Raw genomic sequence first — 17,217 nt, 5'->3', positions numbered from 1 at the left:
GAAGGCCAGCGGAAAAGCGCCGGCATATCCGCAAAATCGGGCGCTTTTCGCGGGCGGCTCTCAGAGGTCGTCGAACTGGACCAGCGAGATGGTCTTCGCGCCGGTGAGCGGTGCGCCCTCGTCGCTGCCGGTCGAGCACGGCTCTTCGTCGAAGGCGATGTCGCCGTTCGGATCGGCTTCGCCGCTCGCGCGCAGCCCCGCGAACGGGAACAGCCGATGGTCCATCAGATGCGACGGCACCACATTCGAGAGCGCGTTGAACATGTTCTCGATACGGCCCGGGAAGCGCTTCTCCCAGTCGCGGACCAGCGCCTTCATTTCGGCGCGCTTCAGGTTCGGCTGGCTGCCGCACAGATTGCACGGAATGATCGGAAATTCGCGCAGCTCCGCGTATTTTTCCAGATCGGTTTCCTTCACGTAGGCGAGCGGCCGGATCACGATGTTCCTGCCGTCGTCCGATTGCAGCTTCGGCGGCATGCCCTTCAGCTTGCCGCCGTAGAACAGGTTCAGGAGCAGCGTCTGCAGGATGTCGTCGCGATGGTGGCCGAGCGCGATCTTGGTCGCGCCGAGTTCGCCCGCGACGCGGTACAGGATGCCGCGCCGCAGCCGCGAGCACAGCGAGCAGGTGGTCTTGCCTTCGGGTACGAGCCGCTTGACGATGCTGTAGGTGTCCTGGTTCTCGATATGAAACGGGATGTCGAGCTGCGTCAGGTATTCGGGCAGCACGTGCTCGGGGAAGCCCGGCTGCTTCTGGTCGAGATTCACCGCGACGATGTCGAAATTGATCGGCGCGCGCTCGCGCAACCGCATCAGGATGTCGAGCATCGCGTAGCTGTCCTTGCCGCCCGACAGGCAGACCATCACCTTGTCGCCGTCCTCGATCATGTTGTAGTCGCCGATCGCCTGGCCCACCTGGCGCGCGAGGCGCTTGAACAGCTTGTTGTTCTCGTACGCCTCTTTCTGCTCGCGGCGCGTGAGCGGCGACTTCGGGGCGCGGGCGGTTTTCGTGGCCGTAGCGGTTTCGGTGGCGTCGACGGCGTCGACCGCGCTTTGCGCCGCCTGTGCCACGGCTTCGGCGTGAGCGTCGTGCCGGCCTTCGTTGAGCGTTTGCGGAGCGTTCATCGCTCAAATCTCCTTGATGCGAAAGACTTCGACGCCGACCGCATCGCAGTCCGGATAGACGTCCGGCTTCTCGGTCGACACGCGCGCGGCGCGCACGTGCGGATGTTCGAGCATCGTCGTTACGACGTCGTCGCACAGCGTTTCCTGCAGATGGATATGGCCTTGCGCGACGCGCTGCGCGATGGTCGAGCGCATGAAGTCGTAGTCGACGACTTCGTTGAGCTTGTCGTGCACCGGTGTGGACAGCGACAGCGGCACGAACAGTTCGACGTTGATGACGACGCGCTGCTCGCCGCGCTTTTCGAAGTCGTGCACGCCGATATTGATGTGCACCTCGTAATTGCGCAGAAAGAGCCGGCGGCAATCGGCAAGCCGGGGATGCGAAAGAGCGTCAAACATGTTCGTTCCAGTCAAAAAAGCGTGCGTGGCACGCAAAGGGGCGCATCACCACGCGCACCGGCCGCCTCGGCAAGGCAGGCCGCGCGCATGTCAGGCGCCCGTCAAAAACATCACGTCGCGCGGCAGCGGCACGAGATGCTGCCCGCCGTCGACCACCAGCGTCGTTCCGGTGACGCCGGCTGCATCCGCGAGATACAGCGCGGCGGCGACGATATCCTCGGGCCGCGACGCACGGCCCAGAGGCGTCGTTCGGTGAGCGGCTTCGAAGCCGTCCGGCGTCTGATCGGCCGATTGCAGCGTGAGGCCGGGCGCGAGCCCGACCACGCGGACCTTCGGCGCGAGCGCCTGGGCCAGCGCGACCGTCGCGGTCTGCAAGGCCGCCTTCGACAGCGTGTACGACAGGTAATCCGGATTCATGTTGTACAGCTTCTGGTCCAGCACGTTGATGACCACCGCGCGCTGGCTTTCGTCGCGCAAGGCGGCCTCGGGTGTCGCCTCGAACAGCATGCGCGCGAGCACGAGCGGCGCGCCGAGGTTCATCGCGGTCAGCTTGAGCAGCAGCTCGTAGCCGACGTCGCGCGCCGTGTCTTCCTCGAAACGCGACGCGTTGTTGACGATGCACGTGGGCCGCCCGAGCGCCGCGGTGCAGGCCGGCAAAAGCTGCTCGACCTGCGCCTCGTCGCCGAGTTCGGCATGCAGCGCGACCGCGCGGCGGCCCATTGCGGCGATCCGCGCGACCACTTCGTCGGCTTCCTCGCGCGCCGCGCCGTAGTGAACGGCGACGTCCCAGCCGCGCGCGGCAAAGCCGAGCGCGAGCGCGCGCCCAATACGGCGCGCCGCGCCCGTAATCAGCACGACGCGGGACGCGTCAGGCCGCCGGGCGGGCGGCCCGTCCGGCGGCGCTTCGGCCGCGCGGGCAGCGGTGTGCGAAGAGACGGTCATTTACAATGCGGGGATGAATCCGAAAGCTCACCAACCCGATAGTTTACCTGCTCCCGGCCCGAGCGCGCTCGCGCAGTCCGAAGCGCTCATCGCGCAGATTCGCGCGGAGCTCGACGCGGCCGGCGGCTGGCTGCCGTTCGACCGCTATATGGAGCGCGCGCTGTACGCGCCGGGGCTCGGCTATTACAGCGGTGGCGCGCGCAAATTCGGGCTGCGCGGCGACGACGGCAGCGACTTCGTGACCGCGCCGGAACTCTCGCCGCTGTTCGCCGCGACGCTCGCGTGTCCGGTGGCCGAGGCGTTGCGGACGAGTGGCACGCGCGAGGTAATGGAGTTCGGCGCCGGCACCGGCAAGCTCGCGGCCGGATTGCTCAATGCGCTCGACGCGCTGGGTGCGGCGGGCGCCGAATTCGACCGCTACTCGATCGTCGATCTGTCGGGCGAGTTGCGCGAGCGTCAGCGCGAAACGATCGCGGCGGCCGCGCCCGCGCTGCTCGCGAAAGTGCGCTGGCTCGATGCGCTGCCCGAGCGCTTCGAGGGCGTCGTGATCGGCAACGAGGTGCTCGACGCAATGCCGGTGCGGCTCTTCGCGCATCGCGGCGGCGTATGGCACGAGCGCGGCGTGGCGTGGCGCGACGGCGCGTTCGCGTTCGACGACCGGCCGGTCGCGGCCGCCGAGGACCTTGCGCGGCTGGCGGAAATCGATGCCACCCGCGACACCCTCGGCGAAGACTATCTGACCGAAACGCATGAAGCCGCCAGCGCATTCACGCGCACGATCTGCGCGATGCTCGCGCGCGGCGCGATCCTGCTGATCGACTACGGCTTTCCGCGTCACGAGTACTACCATGGCCAGCGCGCGCAGGGCACGCTGATGTGCCACTACCGGCACCGCGCGCACGGCGATCCGTTCCTGTACCCGGGTTTGCAGGACATCACCGCGCACGTCGAATTCACGGGCATCGCCGAGGCGGGCGTCGAGACCGGCGCGGACCTGCTCGGCTTCACATCGCAGGCGCGCTTCCTGATGAACGCGGGTATCACCGAGGCGCTCGGCGAAATCGACCCTGCCGATACCGCACGCTTTCTGCCTGCCGCGAATGCGGTGCAGAAGCTATTGTCCGAGGCGGAGATGGGCGAGCTGTTCAAGGTGATCGCCTTTTCGCGCGGACTCGATGATACGCTGCGCGCTTTTTCGAGCGGCGATCGCTCGCATACGCTGTGATTTCCGCCCGGCCCGGGCTCGAGGACTCGCGATGATCCGCTGGCTTCTGACCACCTTCATTGCCGTCGCGGTGCTGTCGTCCTGCTGGCCGTGGCTCAGGAAGCTCGGCATCGGCCGGATGCCCGGCGACGTGACCTTGCGGCTGTTCGGCCGGGAGTATCCGTTTCCGTTCATGTCGACGCTGGTACTGTCGATGCTGTTGTCGCTGCTGGCGCGGGCGTTGTAGGCGTTGGCGGTTTCGCGGCGCTCGCCACCGCCCTGATGGCGATGACCGGGACTGACGGCGGCGACAGCGGCCCAAACCGCGTGTACAGCCGCATCGCCCGCGAGAGCCTGTAGCCGACACCGCTTCCATTGCACGGCAGCACGCACAAGCCGCACGGCCTGCGGATTTGACAGTGGGCACTCACCTCAGCGACGGCGGCCAATCCACCCGCACCGCTACGGCCCGCCAACACCCCCTAAGCAATCGCCGCTTCCACCGCCCGAATGCGCTCCTGATGCACGGCGTCCTTGATACCGGCCGGCGCATCGGCGAAACGCTTCGCGACCGCTCCCGCATCGACGCCGCGCGCGGCGACGAGCGCCACCCTGAGCCGCTCCGCCTGCGGATAATCGCGCGTCTCGAAGCCAAGCCGCCCGCGCGCGTCGGACTCGCACGCCTGCAACGCCTCGGCGAAGCGCGCCGGCTTTCGGATCGCGTCGCTGCGCTCGAAAAGCCGCACGAGCGCGGCCGCGCCCATTTCCATCACGCGATGAATATTGCCGTGCTCGCGCGCCACCAGCAGCGCGAGGTCGCGGCACTCGTTCGGCACGCGCAGCCGCTCGCACAGCGGCTTGAGCAGATCGACGCTGCGGCCCTCATGGCCGATGTGGCGCGGCAGCACGTCCTCGGGCGTGGTCGCCTTGCCGAGATCGTGCGTGAGCGCCGCAAAGCGCACCGGCAGCGCATAACCCTGCTGCGCGGCATGGTCGAGCACCATCATCACGTGGACGCCCGTATCGACCTCGGGGTGATAGTCGGCGCGTTGCGGCACGCCGAACAGCGCGTCGATCTCGGGCAAAATCCGCGCGAGCGCGCCGCACTCGCGCAGCACCGCAAACATCCGCGACGGCTTCTTCTCCATCAGCCCGCGCGACACCTCCTGCCACACACGCTCGGCCACCAGCGCGTCGGCCTCGCCTTCCGCGACCATCGCGCGCATCAGCGCCCTCGTTTCGGGCGCGACGGTGAAATCGACGAAACGCGCCGCGAACCGCGCGATGCGCAGAATCCGCACCGGGTCTTCGAGGAACGCGGCGCTGACGTGGCGAAAAAGCCGCGCCTGAAGATCGGCCTGGCCATTGAACGGATCGACGACCGGCCCGCTCAGCTCGCCGTCCGGACGCACCTCGCGCGCCATCGCGTTGATCGTCAGATCGCGCCGCGCGAGGTCCTCTTCGAGCGTGACGTCGGGTGCGTAGAAAAACTGGAAGCCATGATAGCCGGCCGCCGTCTTGCGCTCGGTGCGCGCGAGCGCGTACTCCTCGTGCGTCTGCGGATGCAGGAACACCGGGAAGTCCTTGCCGACCGGACGATAACCCTGCGCCACCATCTGCTCGGGCGTCGCGCCCACCACCACGTAATCGCGATCCTGCACCGGCACGCCGAGCAGTTCGTCGCGGATCGCACCGCCTACTGCATAGATATTCATGGGCATTCGTCTTGATAGGGAATCGCGTGCGTTTCGCCGTGCGCGGCCTCGATCCACGCAGCGACCGCGGGCAGCGCGGTGACTCGCTCGACATAGGCCGCGGCCGCAGCCGACAACGCCGGCTGCCATGTGTTGAAGCGCATCGCGACCGGCGCGTACATCGCATCGGCAATGCCGAACTCGCCGAACAGGAACGGGCCGCCATAGCGTTGCAGGCAATCGCCCCAGAGCGCCTCGATACGCGCGATATCGGCGAGCACGCCGGGCTTCGCGTTCTTGCCCGGGAACGACGCGCGAATGTTCATCCACATGTTCGAGCGCAGTTCGCCGAAGCCCGAATGCATCTCGGCGCTGACGCTGCGCGCGTGTGCGCGCGCCGCCGCGTCGCGCGGCCACAGCGCATGCTGCGGGAAACGCTCGGCGAGCGTTTCGGCGATCGCGAGCGAATCCCACACGGCCTGCCCCGCGTCGTCGATCAGGCAGGGCACCTTGCCGGGTCCGCGCGGCGCCTGAGCGAGCACCTTCGCGTTCGTGTCCGGCTCGTTCAGCAGGATCAAGGCCTCATCGAACGGAATGCCGAAATGCTTCAGCAGCAGCCATGGACGCATCGACCATGACGAGTAGTTTTTGTCGCCAATGAGAAGTTTCATGCCTGGCAGGAAAGAAGAGTGAGAAAGGAAATAGGCAAGGCTTCAGCGTCCGGCGTTCGCGCGGAAGTCATCGAGACGCGAGCGCGTGGCCGAGCCGCTCAGATACGTCGGCACGATCGCCTCGATGCTGGTCGGTTCGAGCCCGAGTTCGGGCGCGAGCGGTCCGCTCAGCACGTTGTCGACCTTCATCGAATCGAGATTGTCGCGCGAAATCGCCGGTTCGCCGGGCGCCATTTCGAAGCTCAGCGCCTGCAAACGCGCAAGCGTTTCGGGCAGCCGGATGATGCGCGCATGCTTGCCGATCACGTCGCCGCAATACGCGACGAGGTCTTCGAGCGTATAGACGGTCGGGCCGCCGAGTTCGTAGGTGCGGCCGCCGGCGGCGTCGAGATCGAGCACGTTGACGATCGCCTTCGCCACGTCGCCGACATAGACCGGCTGGAATTGCGCATCGGGCATCGCGAGCGGAATCACCGGGAACACGCGTTGCAGGAACGCGAACTTGTTGAGGAACTGGTCGCCGGGACCGAACACGACCGATGGCCGAAAAATCGTCCACGCGACGTTCGCCGCATGCACGGCCTTCTCGCCGTCGCCCTTCGAGCGCGAGTACATGCTCGGGCCGTTCGGATTGGCGCCGAGCGCGCTCAGATGAATCAGCCGATGCACGCCCTTGCCTTCGCAGGCGGCGACGATGCGCGTCGGCAGATCGACATGCGCGTGCGCGAACTCGGCACCATAGGGTTTGCCGCGTTTGCCGTGCAGCACGCCGATGAGGTTGATCGCGCAGTCGGCGCCCTCGACGAAACGCGCAAGCTGGACCGGATCGAACACGTCGGTTTCGATCACGTCGATCGGCAGCATGGTGAGATGGCGCGCGTTGTAGCGCCGCCGTGTGGCGATGCGCACGTCCTTGCCCATCTCGACGAGCGCGTTGACGAGCTGGCTGCCGATAAACCCGGAGCCGCCGATGATCGCAATGGCTTGATGTCGCATTTTCGACTCCCAGCTGGAAGCCGCGGCAACGGCTGGCGAGGCGCGCCGCAACCCCGGAGCGAGGTCGCGGCGGCGTGGCGCTTACGGTGCGATGTAACCCAGGCGCGCCTTCAGCGATTGCGGACGGCCTTCGAACAATGCCGCGTAGTAGACCGTGTTGGACAGCACATTCTTGACGTAGTCGCGGGTTTCCTGGAACGGAATCGCCTCGGCGAAGATCGCGCCTTCGACCGGGCGCTGCAGCGACTGCCGCCAGTTGCGCGGACGGCCCGGACCTGCGTTGTAGCCGGCGGTAGCCAGCACGGCGGACCCGTCGAATTGATTGTAGATCATCGCCAGGTAGTTCGTGCCGAGCAGGATGTTGGTGTTGATGTCGTTCATCTGCTCGCGCGACACCGGGCCGAGACCGATCTTCTTCGCGACCAGTTGCGCGGTAGCCGGCATCAACTGCATCAGACCGCCCGCGCCGACTTCCGAACGCGCATTGATGATGAAGCGCGACTCCTGGCGGATCAGCCCGTACGCCCATTCGATGTCGAGCCCGCTCGACTGCGCGTCCTGTTCGACGATATCGCGGAACGGCGACAGATAGCGCAGCGAGAAATCGTGCTCGCTCTTCGTGCGGTCCGCGGTGTTGACGGTGCGGTCGTACAGCTGGATGCGGCGCGCGTACTCGGCGGCGGCGAGCAGTTGCCGGTCGGTCATGTTGCGCAGCGGCCAGTTCCATTCGCGATTGCCTTCGAGCCGCAGATTCAGCGCATAGAAGCGCTGCGCGAGGTCGAAGCCCGGCGTGTTGCCGGCCTGCTGCACTTCGGCGTCGGTGACCGTGGTCTTCGGCGGCACGGTGATCTTCTGGCCGAGTTCTTCGAGCGCGAGCTGGCCGTAGAAGTTGAAGTTCGACGAGATCGACTGGAATTCCTGGCTGGCCGTGGCCGTGTCGCCGGCCTGCTTCAGCGCGCGCGCATGCCAGTACACCCACGACGGCTGCTTGCGCAGCGACTCGGGCATCTGTTCGATCGACCAGCGCACCATGTTCCAGTCGCCGGCGAGCAGCGCGCTGCGCGTGCGCCATTCATACGCGGGATTCGACAGCGGCGCGTTGGCCGAGAGCCGGAACCAGTCGACCGCGCCGGGCATCTGCTTGAGCGCGCCCTGATAGCCGATCGTGCCCCAGCCGATCGCGCGCTCGGGCGAATTCAGCGACGGCGCGACCGACGCGAACGTGGCCGCCGCCATCGCCGGATCGTTGCGCGCCATGCGCGTGATCGCGAGCAGCGCCAGCTGATGCGCCTGCGGATCGGCGCCGACGCCGCGCGCAAGCAACAGCGGCGGCGTATTGACCGCCTGGCTGAACTGCACCGGATCGGGCGCCTGGTCGGCGAGCGCGTCGACGAGCTTGCTGCCGGTGCTCGTGTAGTTCTGCTCGTAGGCGAGGCGAATCTGCTGCCAGACGTCGTTGCTGCTGAACTGGCGGTTCGCGCCGAGCACCGTGATGAGATCGACGCAGCCGTCGCCGTACCATTTCGGATCGACGAGCAGCGCGCGCGCCGCATCGGCGACGTTTTCGCCGCGCGAGGCGCGCGATTCGAGCGCGTAGCACTTCACCTGGGTGTCGTCGTCGAGCACGAACTTCGCGTACTGCTGGTCGAAGTTGCGCCAGTCGTGGCGTGTGCCGAGCACGTTCAGGTAGTCGTTGCGCAGACGGTCGGCAATTGCCTGGCCGTCGTACTTCTGCAGGAACGCGAGCACTGGCGCGTCGGGCGCATCGACGCGCGCATGGCCGCTCGAGTCGAACAGCTGCGGCTTGATCTGGAAGTACTCCACATACGACGGCGCCGGGTAATTCGGGATCATGCTCGCGAGCTGGGCCGCGCGTCCGGCATCGTTGGTGCGGGCGGCTTCGCGAAGCTGCACGAAGATCTGGTCGTCGTTCGTGAGCTGGGTGATCGGAATCGGTCTGACGGCGGAAGCCGTGCTGCACGCGACGAGCGCCGCCGCGGCGAGCGCCATGCCAACCGCGCGATATACTCGAAAGAGGCTTTTTGACATCGTTGTTTCTGGAGCGCAAATTGGACCCAAGCATAGCATGCAACCCTGTCCCGTCAGCGAAAAAGGCGCTGCGCCGGATGCTACTGGAAGCCCGTCTGCAAGCGGCTTCCGAGCCGGCCAACAATGCCGCGCTCGGGCGCCGCGTGCTCGACGCGCTGAAGCACTTCGCGGTGCATGGCGTGGGGTTCTACTGGCCGCTCGCGGGCGAGTTCGACGCGCGCGGCGCAATCGCGATCTGGCTCGCGGCCAGCGCGCGGCATGAGGCCAGTTTGCCGATCGTTACAGAACGTGGCGCGCCGCTCGAATTTCACGCATGGACGCCCGACATGCCGATGCGAATCGGCCATCACCGGATCACGGAGCCCACTTCGGAGCGCATCGTATTGCCCGAGCTGCTGTTCGTGCCATGCGTCGGTTTCGACGACGACGGCTTCCGGCTCGGCTATGGCGGCGGCTATTACGACCGCACGCTGGCCGGCTGGCCGGCGGCGCAGAAGCCGATCACCGTGGGTATCGCCTATGAAGCGTGCCGCACGCAGGCACTGGAGCGCGAAGCCCACGATATTCCGCTCGATCTGATCGTGACCGAGGCGGGGTTTCATCCGGGCTTGCCGGTTTGAGAAGGTAAAGCGCAAGCGCGCACGCTCGCGCGGTATGCCGCCGTTATCCTTCCTTGATTCGGTTCTTATAGCGAAGCCGCCGCGCGCGCCGCCGTGTCGTACAACCCCGACGCATTGCGCATCAGGTGCGCGGCCTCGCCGATCTGCTGGTTGGTCAGGCCGCTTTCCTTGAGCGTCGAAATCAGGCAGTTCTCGCGCACCTCGCGATACTTCAGACACAGTTCACGTCCCGCCTCGGTCGCCGAGAAGAACACTTCCTTGCCGGTCTTTTCGCTTTTTACATACCCTCTAGCTACGAGCTTCTTGAGCGCGTAAGTGGCGACGTGCGTGTCCTCGATGTTCAGCACGAAGCAGATGTCCGCCAGTTTCTTGCGGCGTTCGCGATGGCTTACATGATGCAGCAGCGATACCTCGATCGCGGTCATGTCCTTGTCGCCGGCCGCCGACATGCAACGCACCATCCAGCGGTTGAACGCGTTGCCCGCCATGATCAGCGCGTATTCGAGCTCGGACAGTTCCGCGCTGGTCTCGGAGACGAGATGCTCCGACGAAACGATCTTGGTGGGATGACGCGCCATGCGAGGCTCTCGGAAATGGGGTGGAAAGTGTCGAAAGTGTACGACGAGCGGACGTTTCCAGCGAGCCTGGAGAAAATTGTTATTAGTAAAACGTTGATAATTTATTGATAATATATGTCTCACGCATTGCCGCTAATGTATGCCTCACGCTTCGTCGCAATAATTACGGTAATCGCGGGAATCGTCGTGACTGCCGCCGCGCTGTCCGCCGCCTCTTTCGACTCGACCCAGACCGTCAAGCCATGAGCCAACCACGAATTTTTCCTCTCGGCGATGCCGCGCTCGTCTGCGAAGCGCCGCCGCCCGCCACGCTGGAATGCCAGCAGCGCGTGTGGGCCACGGCGATTGCCGCGCGCGACTGGGCCCACGTGCTCGAAGTCGTGCCCGGCATGAACAATCTGACGCTCGTGTTCGACCCGCTCGAAGCCGATGCCGGCGCGCTCGCCGAACAACTGCTCGCGGCCTGGAGCGCGGCGAGCGCAACCGACGCGCCCGGCCGCGACGTCGAGATTCCGGTGCAGTACGGCGGCAAGTTCGGCCCCGACCTGCAAGCGGTCGCGGAACACACGGGGCTGACCGCGCGCGAGGTCGTCGAGCGTCATGCGGGCGGCTGTTATGTGGTCTTCTTCATCGGCTTCCAGCCGGGCTTCGCGTATATGGGCGGGCTCGACGCCGCGCTGCACACGCCGCGCCGCGCGTCGCCGCGGTTCGAGGTGCCGGTCGGCTCGGTCGGCATCGGCGGCGAGCAGACCGGCATTTATCCGGCCGTGTCGCCGGGCGGCTGGCAGCTGATCGGCCGCACCGAGGTGCCGCTGTTCGACCCGGCGCGCCGTCCGCCCACGCTGCTGCAACCGGGCGACCGGGTGCGCTTCACGATCGCGGGGATGCACGCATGATCGACGTGATCCGCGCGGGTCTTCTGACCACGATTCAGGACCTCGGCCGCCACGGCCACCGCCATCTCGGCGTCGCGATGGGCGGGGCGCTCGACCGGCTCGCGCTCGAAGTCGGCAACCGGCTGGTCGGCAACCGGCCCGACGCGGCCGGCCTCGAAATCACCTTCGGCCCGACCGTGCTGCGCTTTCTGCGCGCGACGCGCGTCGCGATCACCGGCACCGAATTCGGTGCAACGCTCGACGGCAAGCCGGTCTACTCCTGGTGGAGCCTGCCCGTGCAGGCCGGCCAGGAACTCGTGCTGAACGCGGCGAAGCGCGGCATGCGCGGCTACGTGTGCATCGCGGGCGGCATCGACGTGCTGCCGATGCTCGGCTCGCGCAGCACCGATCTCGCTGGCCATTTCGGCGGACTCGGCGGGCGGGCGCTCGTCGACGGCGACCGTCTGCCGGTCGGCGCGACGCCGCCACGCGCTCGCGCGAGCTTCTCGCCCGAGGCGCCCGAGTTCGGCGTCAAGGCGCCCGCATGGTGCAAGTTCGTGCTGGTCCACGAGCCGTTGCGGCGCGGCCGGCATCCGTCGGGCGTGCCGTGGGCCGTGCCGATCCGCGTGCTGCGCGGCCCCGAATACGACAGCTTCACCGACGCCGCGCAACAGTCGTTCTGGTCCGACGAGTGGCTCGTCACGCCGAACAGCAACCGCATGGGCTACCGGCTCGCCGGCACTCAGCTCGAACGCACGCACAAGACCGATCTGCTGTCGCACGCGGTGCTGCCGGGCACGGTCCAGGTGCCGCCGAACGGTCAGCCGATCGTGCTGATGAGCGACGCGCAAACCACCGGCGGCTATCCGAAGATCGGCGCGGTGATCCAGGCCGATCTGTGGAAGCTCGCGCAGGTGCGCCTGAACGCGGCGATCCGTTTCATCCCGACGACGCCCCACGAGGCGCGCCAGGCTTTGCAGGAAGAACGCGCGTATCTGCGGCAGATCGACGCCGCGATCGCGATGCATGAAGAACGTTGCGCGCGCCAGTAGGCGACCGCAACGCTATAACACTAAAGAGAGAGAGGAACCCCATGGAAATCGATCTGAATGCCGACCTCGGCGAGGGCTGCGGAACCGACGAGGCGTTGCTCGATCTCGTCAGCTCCGCCAACATCGCATGCGGCTGGCACGCCGGCGGCCCCAACGCCATGCGCGACTGCGTGCGCTGGGCCGTGCGCAAAGGCGTGTCGATCGGTGCGCATCCGAGCTTCAACGATCCCGAGAATTTCGGCCGCAAGGAAATGGATTTGCCGGCCAACGACATCTACGCGGGCGTGCTGTATCAGCTCGGCGCGCTGTCCGCGATCGCGCAGGCCGAGGGCGGCCGTATCGCGCACGTGAAGCCGCACGGCGCGCTGTACAACCAGGCTGCGCGCGATGCCGGGATCGCCGACGCGATCGTCTCGGCGGTGCACGACTTCGATCCGTCGGTCGCGGTGTTCGCGCTTGCCAACAGCAGGCTCGTGAACGCCGCGCGCGACGTGGGCCTCATCGCGATCGAGGAAGTGTTCGCCGATCGCGGCTATCGCGCCGATGGTTCGCTCGTGCCGCGCAAGGAGCCGGGCGCGCTGCTCGACGATGAAAACGAAGTGCTCGCGCGCACGCTCACGATGATCCGCGAGCAACGCGTGAAGGCTGTCGATGGCCGCTGGGTGCCGCTCAACGCGCAGACCATCTGCCTGCACGGCGACGGCCCGCACGCGCTGGCTTTTGCGCGGCGCATTCGCGATGCGCTCGCTGCCGCGGGTATCGAGGTTCATGCTGCGGGTGCTGCGCGCGTTTGAGTCGCGCGGCTGGCGGGTTTGGTGTATTTGGTGAAGCGGGCTGCGGCTGGCTATCGAACGTGTGTGATGGATCCGGCGCTCCGTTTTGAGGCGAGGCGCTGGATCGTGTGGTGCGATGTGATGGTGGCCGTTGCGGTGCGTGCGGTGAGCCCGAGGTCTAGTGGCGGTGTGTGCGGCGCCAGTGGCTGATGATCGTCAGAAGGGCAGCGGCTAGCATCAGCGAGAGAATAAAACTGACGGTGTACAACGTGCCAAAGATGATGTCGGAATTGGTTTCGCTGCCGTGAGAGTCCAGTGCTTTGAAAAGCGGGGTGAAGAACTCGTAGCCTGAGCCGGTGTCCAGCCATTCATTAACAGCGGGGATGCACAGAATCCCGGCTCCGACTGGTAATGTCATCACCAGTGCGAACGTGATGCAAATAAGCGTCTTCTTCATTATCTTCCTGACTCGCCTTGTTATACGTTTGTGAGCGCTTCAATAGCGGTGCGTGCGACGCCAACGGTTGACGATTGCCAGAAGGATGGCCACTAACATCAGCGAGAGAATAAAACTGACGGTGTACAACGTGCCGAAGATGATGTCGGAGTTGGTTTCGCTGCCGTGAGAGTCCAGTGCTTTAAAAAGCGGGGTGAAGAATTCATAGCCTGACCCGCTCGCAAACCATTCAGCAACACCCGGGATGTATGCAATCCCGACTCCGACTGGCAGTGTCATCACCAGCGCGAGTGTGATGCAAATAAGCGTCTTCTTCATTACCTACTTGAATCTCCTTGTTATACGTTCGTGAGCGCTTCAACGGCGGTGCATACGACGCCAACGGCCAACTATCGCCCAAGTTGCAACGACTAATGCCAGTGACAGAAAGAAGCTGACAATGAGCATCGTGACGACGATAACGTCCTCGGTTTCTTCCCAGCCGCGGGCATCCAGCGCGATGAAAAGATGTTCAAAAAGTTCATGGCCCGTACCGTTGCTTATCCATTCATCAATACCCGGGAAGCGCGCAAGCCCGGCCGTGACGGGTAGTGTCATCACCAGTGCGAGCACGAAGCAGATAAGCGTCTTTTTCATTGTTTTGTTGAATCTCATGGTTAGACGTGCGTGAACGCTTCAACGGCGGTACGCACGGTGTAAATGGCTGACAATCGCCCAGCACGCAATGATTAGCGCCAGCGACAGGAAGAAACTGGTAATGAGCATCGTTGCGAAAACGATATCCGAGTTGCTTTCGTTGCCATCCGAACCTAGTGCTTTGAAAAGTGGTTCAAAGAAGTCGTAGTCAGCACCACTCGAAAACCATTCATCCATTCCCGGGATGCGTATGATCCCGATTGCAACGGGTAGTGTCATCACCAGCGCGAGTGTGATGCAAATAAGCGTCTTCTTCATTACCTACTTGAATCTCCTTGTTATACGTTCGTGAGCGCTTCAACGGCGGTGCATACGACGCCAACGGCCAACTATTGCCCAAGTCGCAACGACTAATGCCAGTGACAGAAAGAAGCTGACAATGAGCATCGTTACGGCGATGACGTCCGCGGTTTCTTCGCAGCCTTGGGCGTCCAGCGCTATGAAAAGATATTCAAAAAGGTCATGGCCCATACCGCTGTCTATCCATTCGAACACACCTGGTAAATGTGCAAGCCCGACCATAACAGGCAGTGTCATCACCAGTGCGAGCGCGATGCAAATAAGCGTTTTTTTCATTGCTTTGTTGAATCTCATGGTTAGACGTGCGTGAACGCTTCAACGGCGGTACGCACGGTGTAAATGACTGACGATCGCCCAGCACGCAATGATTAGCGCCAGCGACAGGAAAAAACCGGCAACAAGAAGCATTGCAACAATGACGTCCGTATCGTATTCGCCGGTGCTCGAACCGAGTGCGATGAAAACTGGCTCAAAGAAGTCATAGCCCGCGCCGCTGTCCAACCATTCATACACGCCCGGTAAGCGTGCAATCCCGGCGGCGACGGGCAGTGTCATCATCAATGAGAGAGCGACAGAAATCAGCGCCCTTTTCATTGCACCTCGACCATGCCGTAGCATCGGGTCACCGTTCCAGGCACGAAGGCGGGTGGCTGTGCTTTCAGATATGAGCGAAGCGCGTTGAACTGTTCTCGGGATGGAAGCGTGATGCAACCGTCGCTCGACCCGTATCGTCCAACCGGATGTAAGCGAAAGCTACTACGTCGAACACCGTCTACGAATGTCCAATCGTCGATGGTTCCATCATCGCGATATAGAGCAAACTATTCCGCGCGACGTGTGTCCGCTACAAAATCCTTCACTGCATCTACGAGCCAGCCGAGATGCCCACCACTTTCCCTATCGACGATGTAATACCCACCTTTGGGAATAGCACCTGCTTTTGCAACGTTCGTAAAATCCGGATCATCAATATAGCGGGTGTTCCCCGAAAACGCCTCAACACTCCCAAACCCCGGACAAACCAGCACCGACATAGGGCGTCGATTCAATGTGAAAGTACAGGACACCGGCATTTCACTGTTCCTGTCTGTTCGCCCGGATGTCGATCAGCGCGGTGACCGTGCCGCCGCTGCCGCCCCGGTCGTTCTGCAAGATGTACTCATGCTTCATTTTTGCGAACGAGAGGTGCACCTGTTCGTGAGAACCGTGACCGCCACCCACGGGCTCGACATGAGAAACGAGCACGTCGTACATCGTGATTCTTGCGTACTCGTGAGGAGCGCCACCGGCCCGTCGCACGGTGAGCCTGGCTTCGCGAATACGCTTGCCGGAAAAGCAGTAGCTCGCCAAGTTCGGACTTGCCCGGTCCAGCAGATGAGTAAATTCGAGGTCGGAAACCGTGGCTTTTGCAACACCGCCGCCTGAACCAGCGTGCATTGCCGATTGCTGCGTCACCTGCCAGCGCCATCCGATTACGTCGATTTCATTGAGATGCGCCGCGTCCTGCGATTCGCCTTCGATACCGTCGATCTTGATGAAAATGTCCTGCGCCATCCGTGAATCTCCTTCGTGCCAAATCGTGCTAATCGATTAAGAAATATTGCCTGGCGAAGGTATCGAAATCAGGACGCGAAAAACATAGGAATTTTCTGAGAATTATGTCGAGGGCCGCTAGCTATCCTGAGTAATCGGATAAAACGTTACAAAGGGTAATGGAAGCATTGCAATCGCAGCCGAAGGAGCCTTTACTCCGGCTTTTGCTCAAGGGCATGAGCAAGGTAGGAAGTGTTCAGCATTGAAGATGCGTTTGGCGATATGCACGATGCACGCAGCCGCACACCGGAGCTCGCCGAAGAAGCGGTGCTCGCCGCTCAACCCGGCTCGACCACGAACCCATGCTGCCGCAACAGTTGCAGCACGCCTTTCGGTCCGCCGAGATGCAGCGCGCCGATCGCGACGAACAGCGGCTTGTTCGGCGCGGCGATTTGCAGCATCCGCGTGACGAAGCGGCGGTTGCGCTCGTAGACGATCCGGTTGTCGATCGAGTTGGACACGCGCTTGTCGCGCGCGAGTTTCTCCGATTTCGCGGCCTGCCACGCGGCGATCGCATCGGCATCGCCGACCTGCCACAGCCGATGCAGCGCGCGCACGTCCGCGACGTTTTGAGCCGGCGTCTGCACGAGGTCCTGCGCGAGCATTTCGCGCTGCTGCGCGGCCGACAAACCGGTGAACGCGCGCATCTGCTGCTGCAGCGTTTCGAGTCCGATGATCTTGCCGCGCGTCTTCAGATACACGTTCTGCAATTGCGCTTCGGTGCCGTACTCGGTCTGCAATCCCGCGGAGAGCGAGTCATAGGTTTCGACCACGAGCGAGGCGAGCCACGGCCGCATCTTCTTGATCGCATCGAGCGCGGCCGGGTTGCCGCGCAGGCGCAGCGCGAGCTTGTGCCACAGCGGCTCGGGCAACAGGCCCGGCAGGCAGTCGCGCTTGCACACACCGTACTTCGACACGTCGTCCTGCGAGACGAGCAGTTCGTCGGGCGACAGTTCGAGCGCGAGCGTCGGCGAGGCGGCGAGCGCGGCGAGGATCGGCGCGCGGAACGGCTGCCCCACGGGATAGTCGACCGGATCGCCGACGTGTAGCGTGCCGAGCACGTAGATCGTGGTGGTGCCGCGCGTCGCGACATAGAACGGCATGCGCGCGGGCTGCACGCGCACCGGCCCGCTCGCCGTGGTGCCGGGTGCCGCGGGCGGCGCAACGGAAGGCGGCGGTGGCGAGGCCGGCACCGC

General features: G+C 64.3%; 22 protein-coding genes and 1 pseudogene. 6 read left to right on the top strand and 17 right to left on the bottom strand.

The annotated features are described in order from the left end of the window. Window positions 1-60 precede the first annotated feature (60 nt). From ttcA to G3N58_RS20850, 3 genes are all read right to left on the bottom strand, one after another. Window positions 61-1,068, bottom strand: coding sequence for a tRNA 2-thiocytidine(32) synthetase TtcA (gene ttcA / locus G3N58_RS20860; RefSeq protein WP_346778282.1), 1,008 nt, complete (start codon window positions 1,066-1,068; stop codon window positions 61-63). A gap of 57 nt (window positions 1,069-1,125) precedes the next feature. After that, window positions 1,126-1,521 carry a dihydroneopterin aldolase gene (locus G3N58_RS20855; protein WP_167047507.1) on the bottom strand — a complete coding sequence of 132 codons (396 nt, stop codon included), beginning with the start codon at window positions 1,519-1,521 and terminating at the stop codon, window positions 1,126-1,128. A 90-nt stretch (window positions 1,522-1,611) separates the two neighbouring features. Further along, the gene (locus tag G3N58_RS20850) at window positions 1,612-2,463 is read right to left on the bottom strand and encodes an SDR family oxidoreductase (protein ID WP_206000079.1); all 852 of its coding nucleotides are present in this window, start codon (window positions 2,461-2,463) and stop codon (window positions 1,612-1,614) included. Between the two features lie 13 nt (window positions 2,464-2,476). Here G3N58_RS20850 and G3N58_RS20845 point away from each other — a divergent pair, with 13 nt between their 5' ends. Beyond that, window positions 2,477-3,688, top strand: a complete 1,212-nt coding sequence (locus G3N58_RS20845) for an SAM-dependent methyltransferase (protein WP_206000078.1) — start codon at window positions 2,477-2,479, stop codon at window positions 3,686-3,688. Window positions 3,689-3,719: 31 nt separating this feature from the next. Next, a complete protein-coding gene (locus G3N58_RS20840; RefSeq protein ID WP_167047497.1) occupies window positions 3,720-3,914 on the top strand; it encodes a DUF2905 domain-containing protein in 195 nt (64 codons plus the stop codon). Window positions 3,915-4,149: 235 nt separating this feature from the next. Here the strand turns inward: G3N58_RS20840 and G3N58_RS20835 are convergent, their stop codons facing one another. The 4 genes from G3N58_RS20835 to G3N58_RS20820 form a co-directional block, all read right to left on the bottom strand. Further along, window positions 4,150-5,382: a multifunctional CCA addition/repair protein gene (locus G3N58_RS20835; protein ID WP_167284441.1), complete on the bottom strand. Its 1,233-nt coding sequence runs from the start codon at window positions 5,380-5,382 to the stop codon at window positions 4,150-4,152. Next, window positions 5,379-6,032 carry a glutathione S-transferase family protein gene (locus G3N58_RS20830; protein WP_167047490.1) on the bottom strand — a complete coding sequence of 218 codons (654 nt, stop codon included), beginning with the start codon at window positions 6,030-6,032 and terminating at the stop codon, window positions 5,379-5,381. Before G3N58_RS20830 ends, G3N58_RS20835 begins: the two co-directional genes overlap by 4 nt. 42 nt (window positions 6,033-6,074) lie before the next feature. Beyond that, window positions 6,075-7,028 carry a complex I NDUFA9 subunit family protein gene (locus G3N58_RS20825; RefSeq protein ID WP_206000077.1) on the bottom strand — a complete coding sequence of 318 codons (954 nt, stop codon included), beginning with the start codon at window positions 7,026-7,028 and terminating at the stop codon, window positions 6,075-6,077. 81 nt (window positions 7,029-7,109) lie between these two features. Continuing rightward, window positions 7,110-9,077 carry a lytic transglycosylase domain-containing protein gene (locus tag G3N58_RS20820; protein ID WP_167047484.1) on the bottom strand — a complete coding sequence of 656 codons (1,968 nt, stop codon included), beginning with the start codon at window positions 9,075-9,077 and terminating at the stop codon, window positions 7,110-7,112. A 77-nt stretch (window positions 9,078-9,154) separates the two neighbouring features. Here G3N58_RS20820 and G3N58_RS20815 point away from each other — a divergent pair, with 77 nt between their 5' ends. Beyond that, complete coding sequence (locus tag G3N58_RS20815; RefSeq protein WP_241016551.1) at window positions 9,155-9,697, top strand: 5-formyltetrahydrofolate cyclo-ligase; 543 nt, start codon at window positions 9,155-9,157, stop codon at window positions 9,695-9,697. Between the two features lie 65 nt (window positions 9,698-9,762). Here G3N58_RS20815 and G3N58_RS20810 read toward each other — a convergent pair whose 3' ends face one another. Further along, window positions 9,763-10,275, bottom strand: coding sequence for a winged helix DNA-binding protein (locus G3N58_RS20810; RefSeq protein WP_167047481.1), 513 nt, complete (start codon window positions 10,273-10,275; stop codon window positions 9,763-9,765). A gap of 242 nt (window positions 10,276-10,517) precedes the next feature. Between G3N58_RS20810 and pxpB the strand changes: the two genes are divergently transcribed. The 3 genes from pxpB to pxpA are packed head-to-tail and all read left to right on the top strand — an operon-like array spanning window position 10,518 to window position 12,996. After that, entirely contained in the window at window positions 10,518-11,171 is a 654-nt protein-coding gene (gene pxpB, locus G3N58_RS20805) for a 5-oxoprolinase subunit PxpB (protein WP_206000076.1), read from the top strand. Beyond that, window positions 11,168-12,202 carry a biotin-dependent carboxyltransferase family protein gene (locus tag G3N58_RS20800; protein ID WP_167047475.1) on the top strand — a complete coding sequence of 345 codons (1,035 nt, stop codon included), beginning with the start codon at window positions 11,168-11,170 and terminating at the stop codon, window positions 12,200-12,202. The genes pxpB and G3N58_RS20800 overlap by 4 nt, the downstream gene beginning before the upstream one ends. Window positions 12,203-12,243: 41 nt before the next feature. Next, window positions 12,244-12,996 carry a 5-oxoprolinase subunit PxpA gene (gene pxpA, locus G3N58_RS20795; protein ID WP_167047472.1) on the top strand — a complete coding sequence of 251 codons (753 nt, stop codon included), beginning with the start codon at window positions 12,244-12,246 and terminating at the stop codon, window positions 12,994-12,996. Window positions 12,997-13,153: 157 nt separating this feature from the next. Here the strand turns inward: pxpA and G3N58_RS20790 are convergent, their stop codons facing one another. From G3N58_RS20790 to G3N58_RS20750, 9 genes and pseudogenes are all read right to left on the bottom strand, one after another. Then, a complete protein-coding gene (locus G3N58_RS20790) occupies window positions 13,154-13,432 on the bottom strand; it encodes a hypothetical protein (RefSeq protein WP_167047469.1) in 279 nt (92 codons plus the stop codon). A gap of 39 nt (window positions 13,433-13,471) precedes the next feature. Next, the gene (locus tag G3N58_RS20785; RefSeq protein WP_206000074.1) at window positions 13,472-13,750 is read right to left on the bottom strand and encodes a hypothetical protein; all 279 of its coding nucleotides are present in this window, start codon (window positions 13,748-13,750) and stop codon (window positions 13,472-13,474) included. 39 nt (window positions 13,751-13,789) lie between these two features. Continuing rightward, window positions 13,790-14,086: a hypothetical protein gene (locus G3N58_RS20780; RefSeq protein ID WP_205990911.1), complete on the bottom strand. Its 297-nt coding sequence runs from the start codon at window positions 14,084-14,086 to the stop codon at window positions 13,790-13,792. A 21-nt stretch (window positions 14,087-14,107) separates the two neighbouring features. Beyond that, the gene (locus G3N58_RS20775; RefSeq protein ID WP_167284435.1) at window positions 14,108-14,386 is read right to left on the bottom strand and encodes a hypothetical protein; all 279 of its coding nucleotides are present in this window, start codon (window positions 14,384-14,386) and stop codon (window positions 14,108-14,110) included. 39 nt (window positions 14,387-14,425) lie between these two features. Continuing rightward, on the bottom strand, window positions 14,426-14,722 hold the full coding sequence (locus G3N58_RS20770; RefSeq protein WP_206000073.1) for a hypothetical protein: 297 nt from the start codon (window positions 14,720-14,722) through the stop codon (window positions 14,426-14,428). Between the two features lie 21 nt (window positions 14,723-14,743). Continuing rightward, window positions 14,744-15,022 (bottom strand): hypothetical protein, encoded by a 279-nt coding sequence (locus tag G3N58_RS20765; RefSeq protein ID WP_205990912.1) that lies wholly within the window; start codon window positions 15,020-15,022, stop codon window positions 14,744-14,746. Beyond that, window positions 15,019-15,501, bottom strand: a pseudogene (locus tag G3N58_RS20760) (DUF2778 domain-containing protein). Before G3N58_RS20760 ends, G3N58_RS20765 begins: the two are co-directional and overlap by 4 nt. A gap of 1 nt (window position 15,502) precedes the next feature. Continuing rightward, the gene (locus G3N58_RS20755; protein WP_206000072.1) at window positions 15,503-15,982 is read right to left on the bottom strand and encodes a type VI secretion system tube protein Hcp; all 480 of its coding nucleotides are present in this window, start codon (window positions 15,980-15,982) and stop codon (window positions 15,503-15,505) included. 317 nt (window positions 15,983-16,299) lie between these two features. Continuing rightward, a partial coding sequence (locus tag G3N58_RS20750) for a TraB/GumN family protein (protein ID WP_206000071.1) occupies window positions 16,300-17,217 on the bottom strand: 918 nt, incomplete at its 5' end.

The sequence above is a fragment of the Paraburkholderia sp. Ac-20342 genome (assembly GCF_017104985.1).
Classification (GTDB): domain Bacteria; phylum Pseudomonadota; class Gammaproteobacteria; order Burkholderiales; family Burkholderiaceae; genus Paraburkholderia.
Note: the sequence above shows the minus strand (reverse complement) of the source record. Positions and strands in the feature narration are given on the sequence as shown.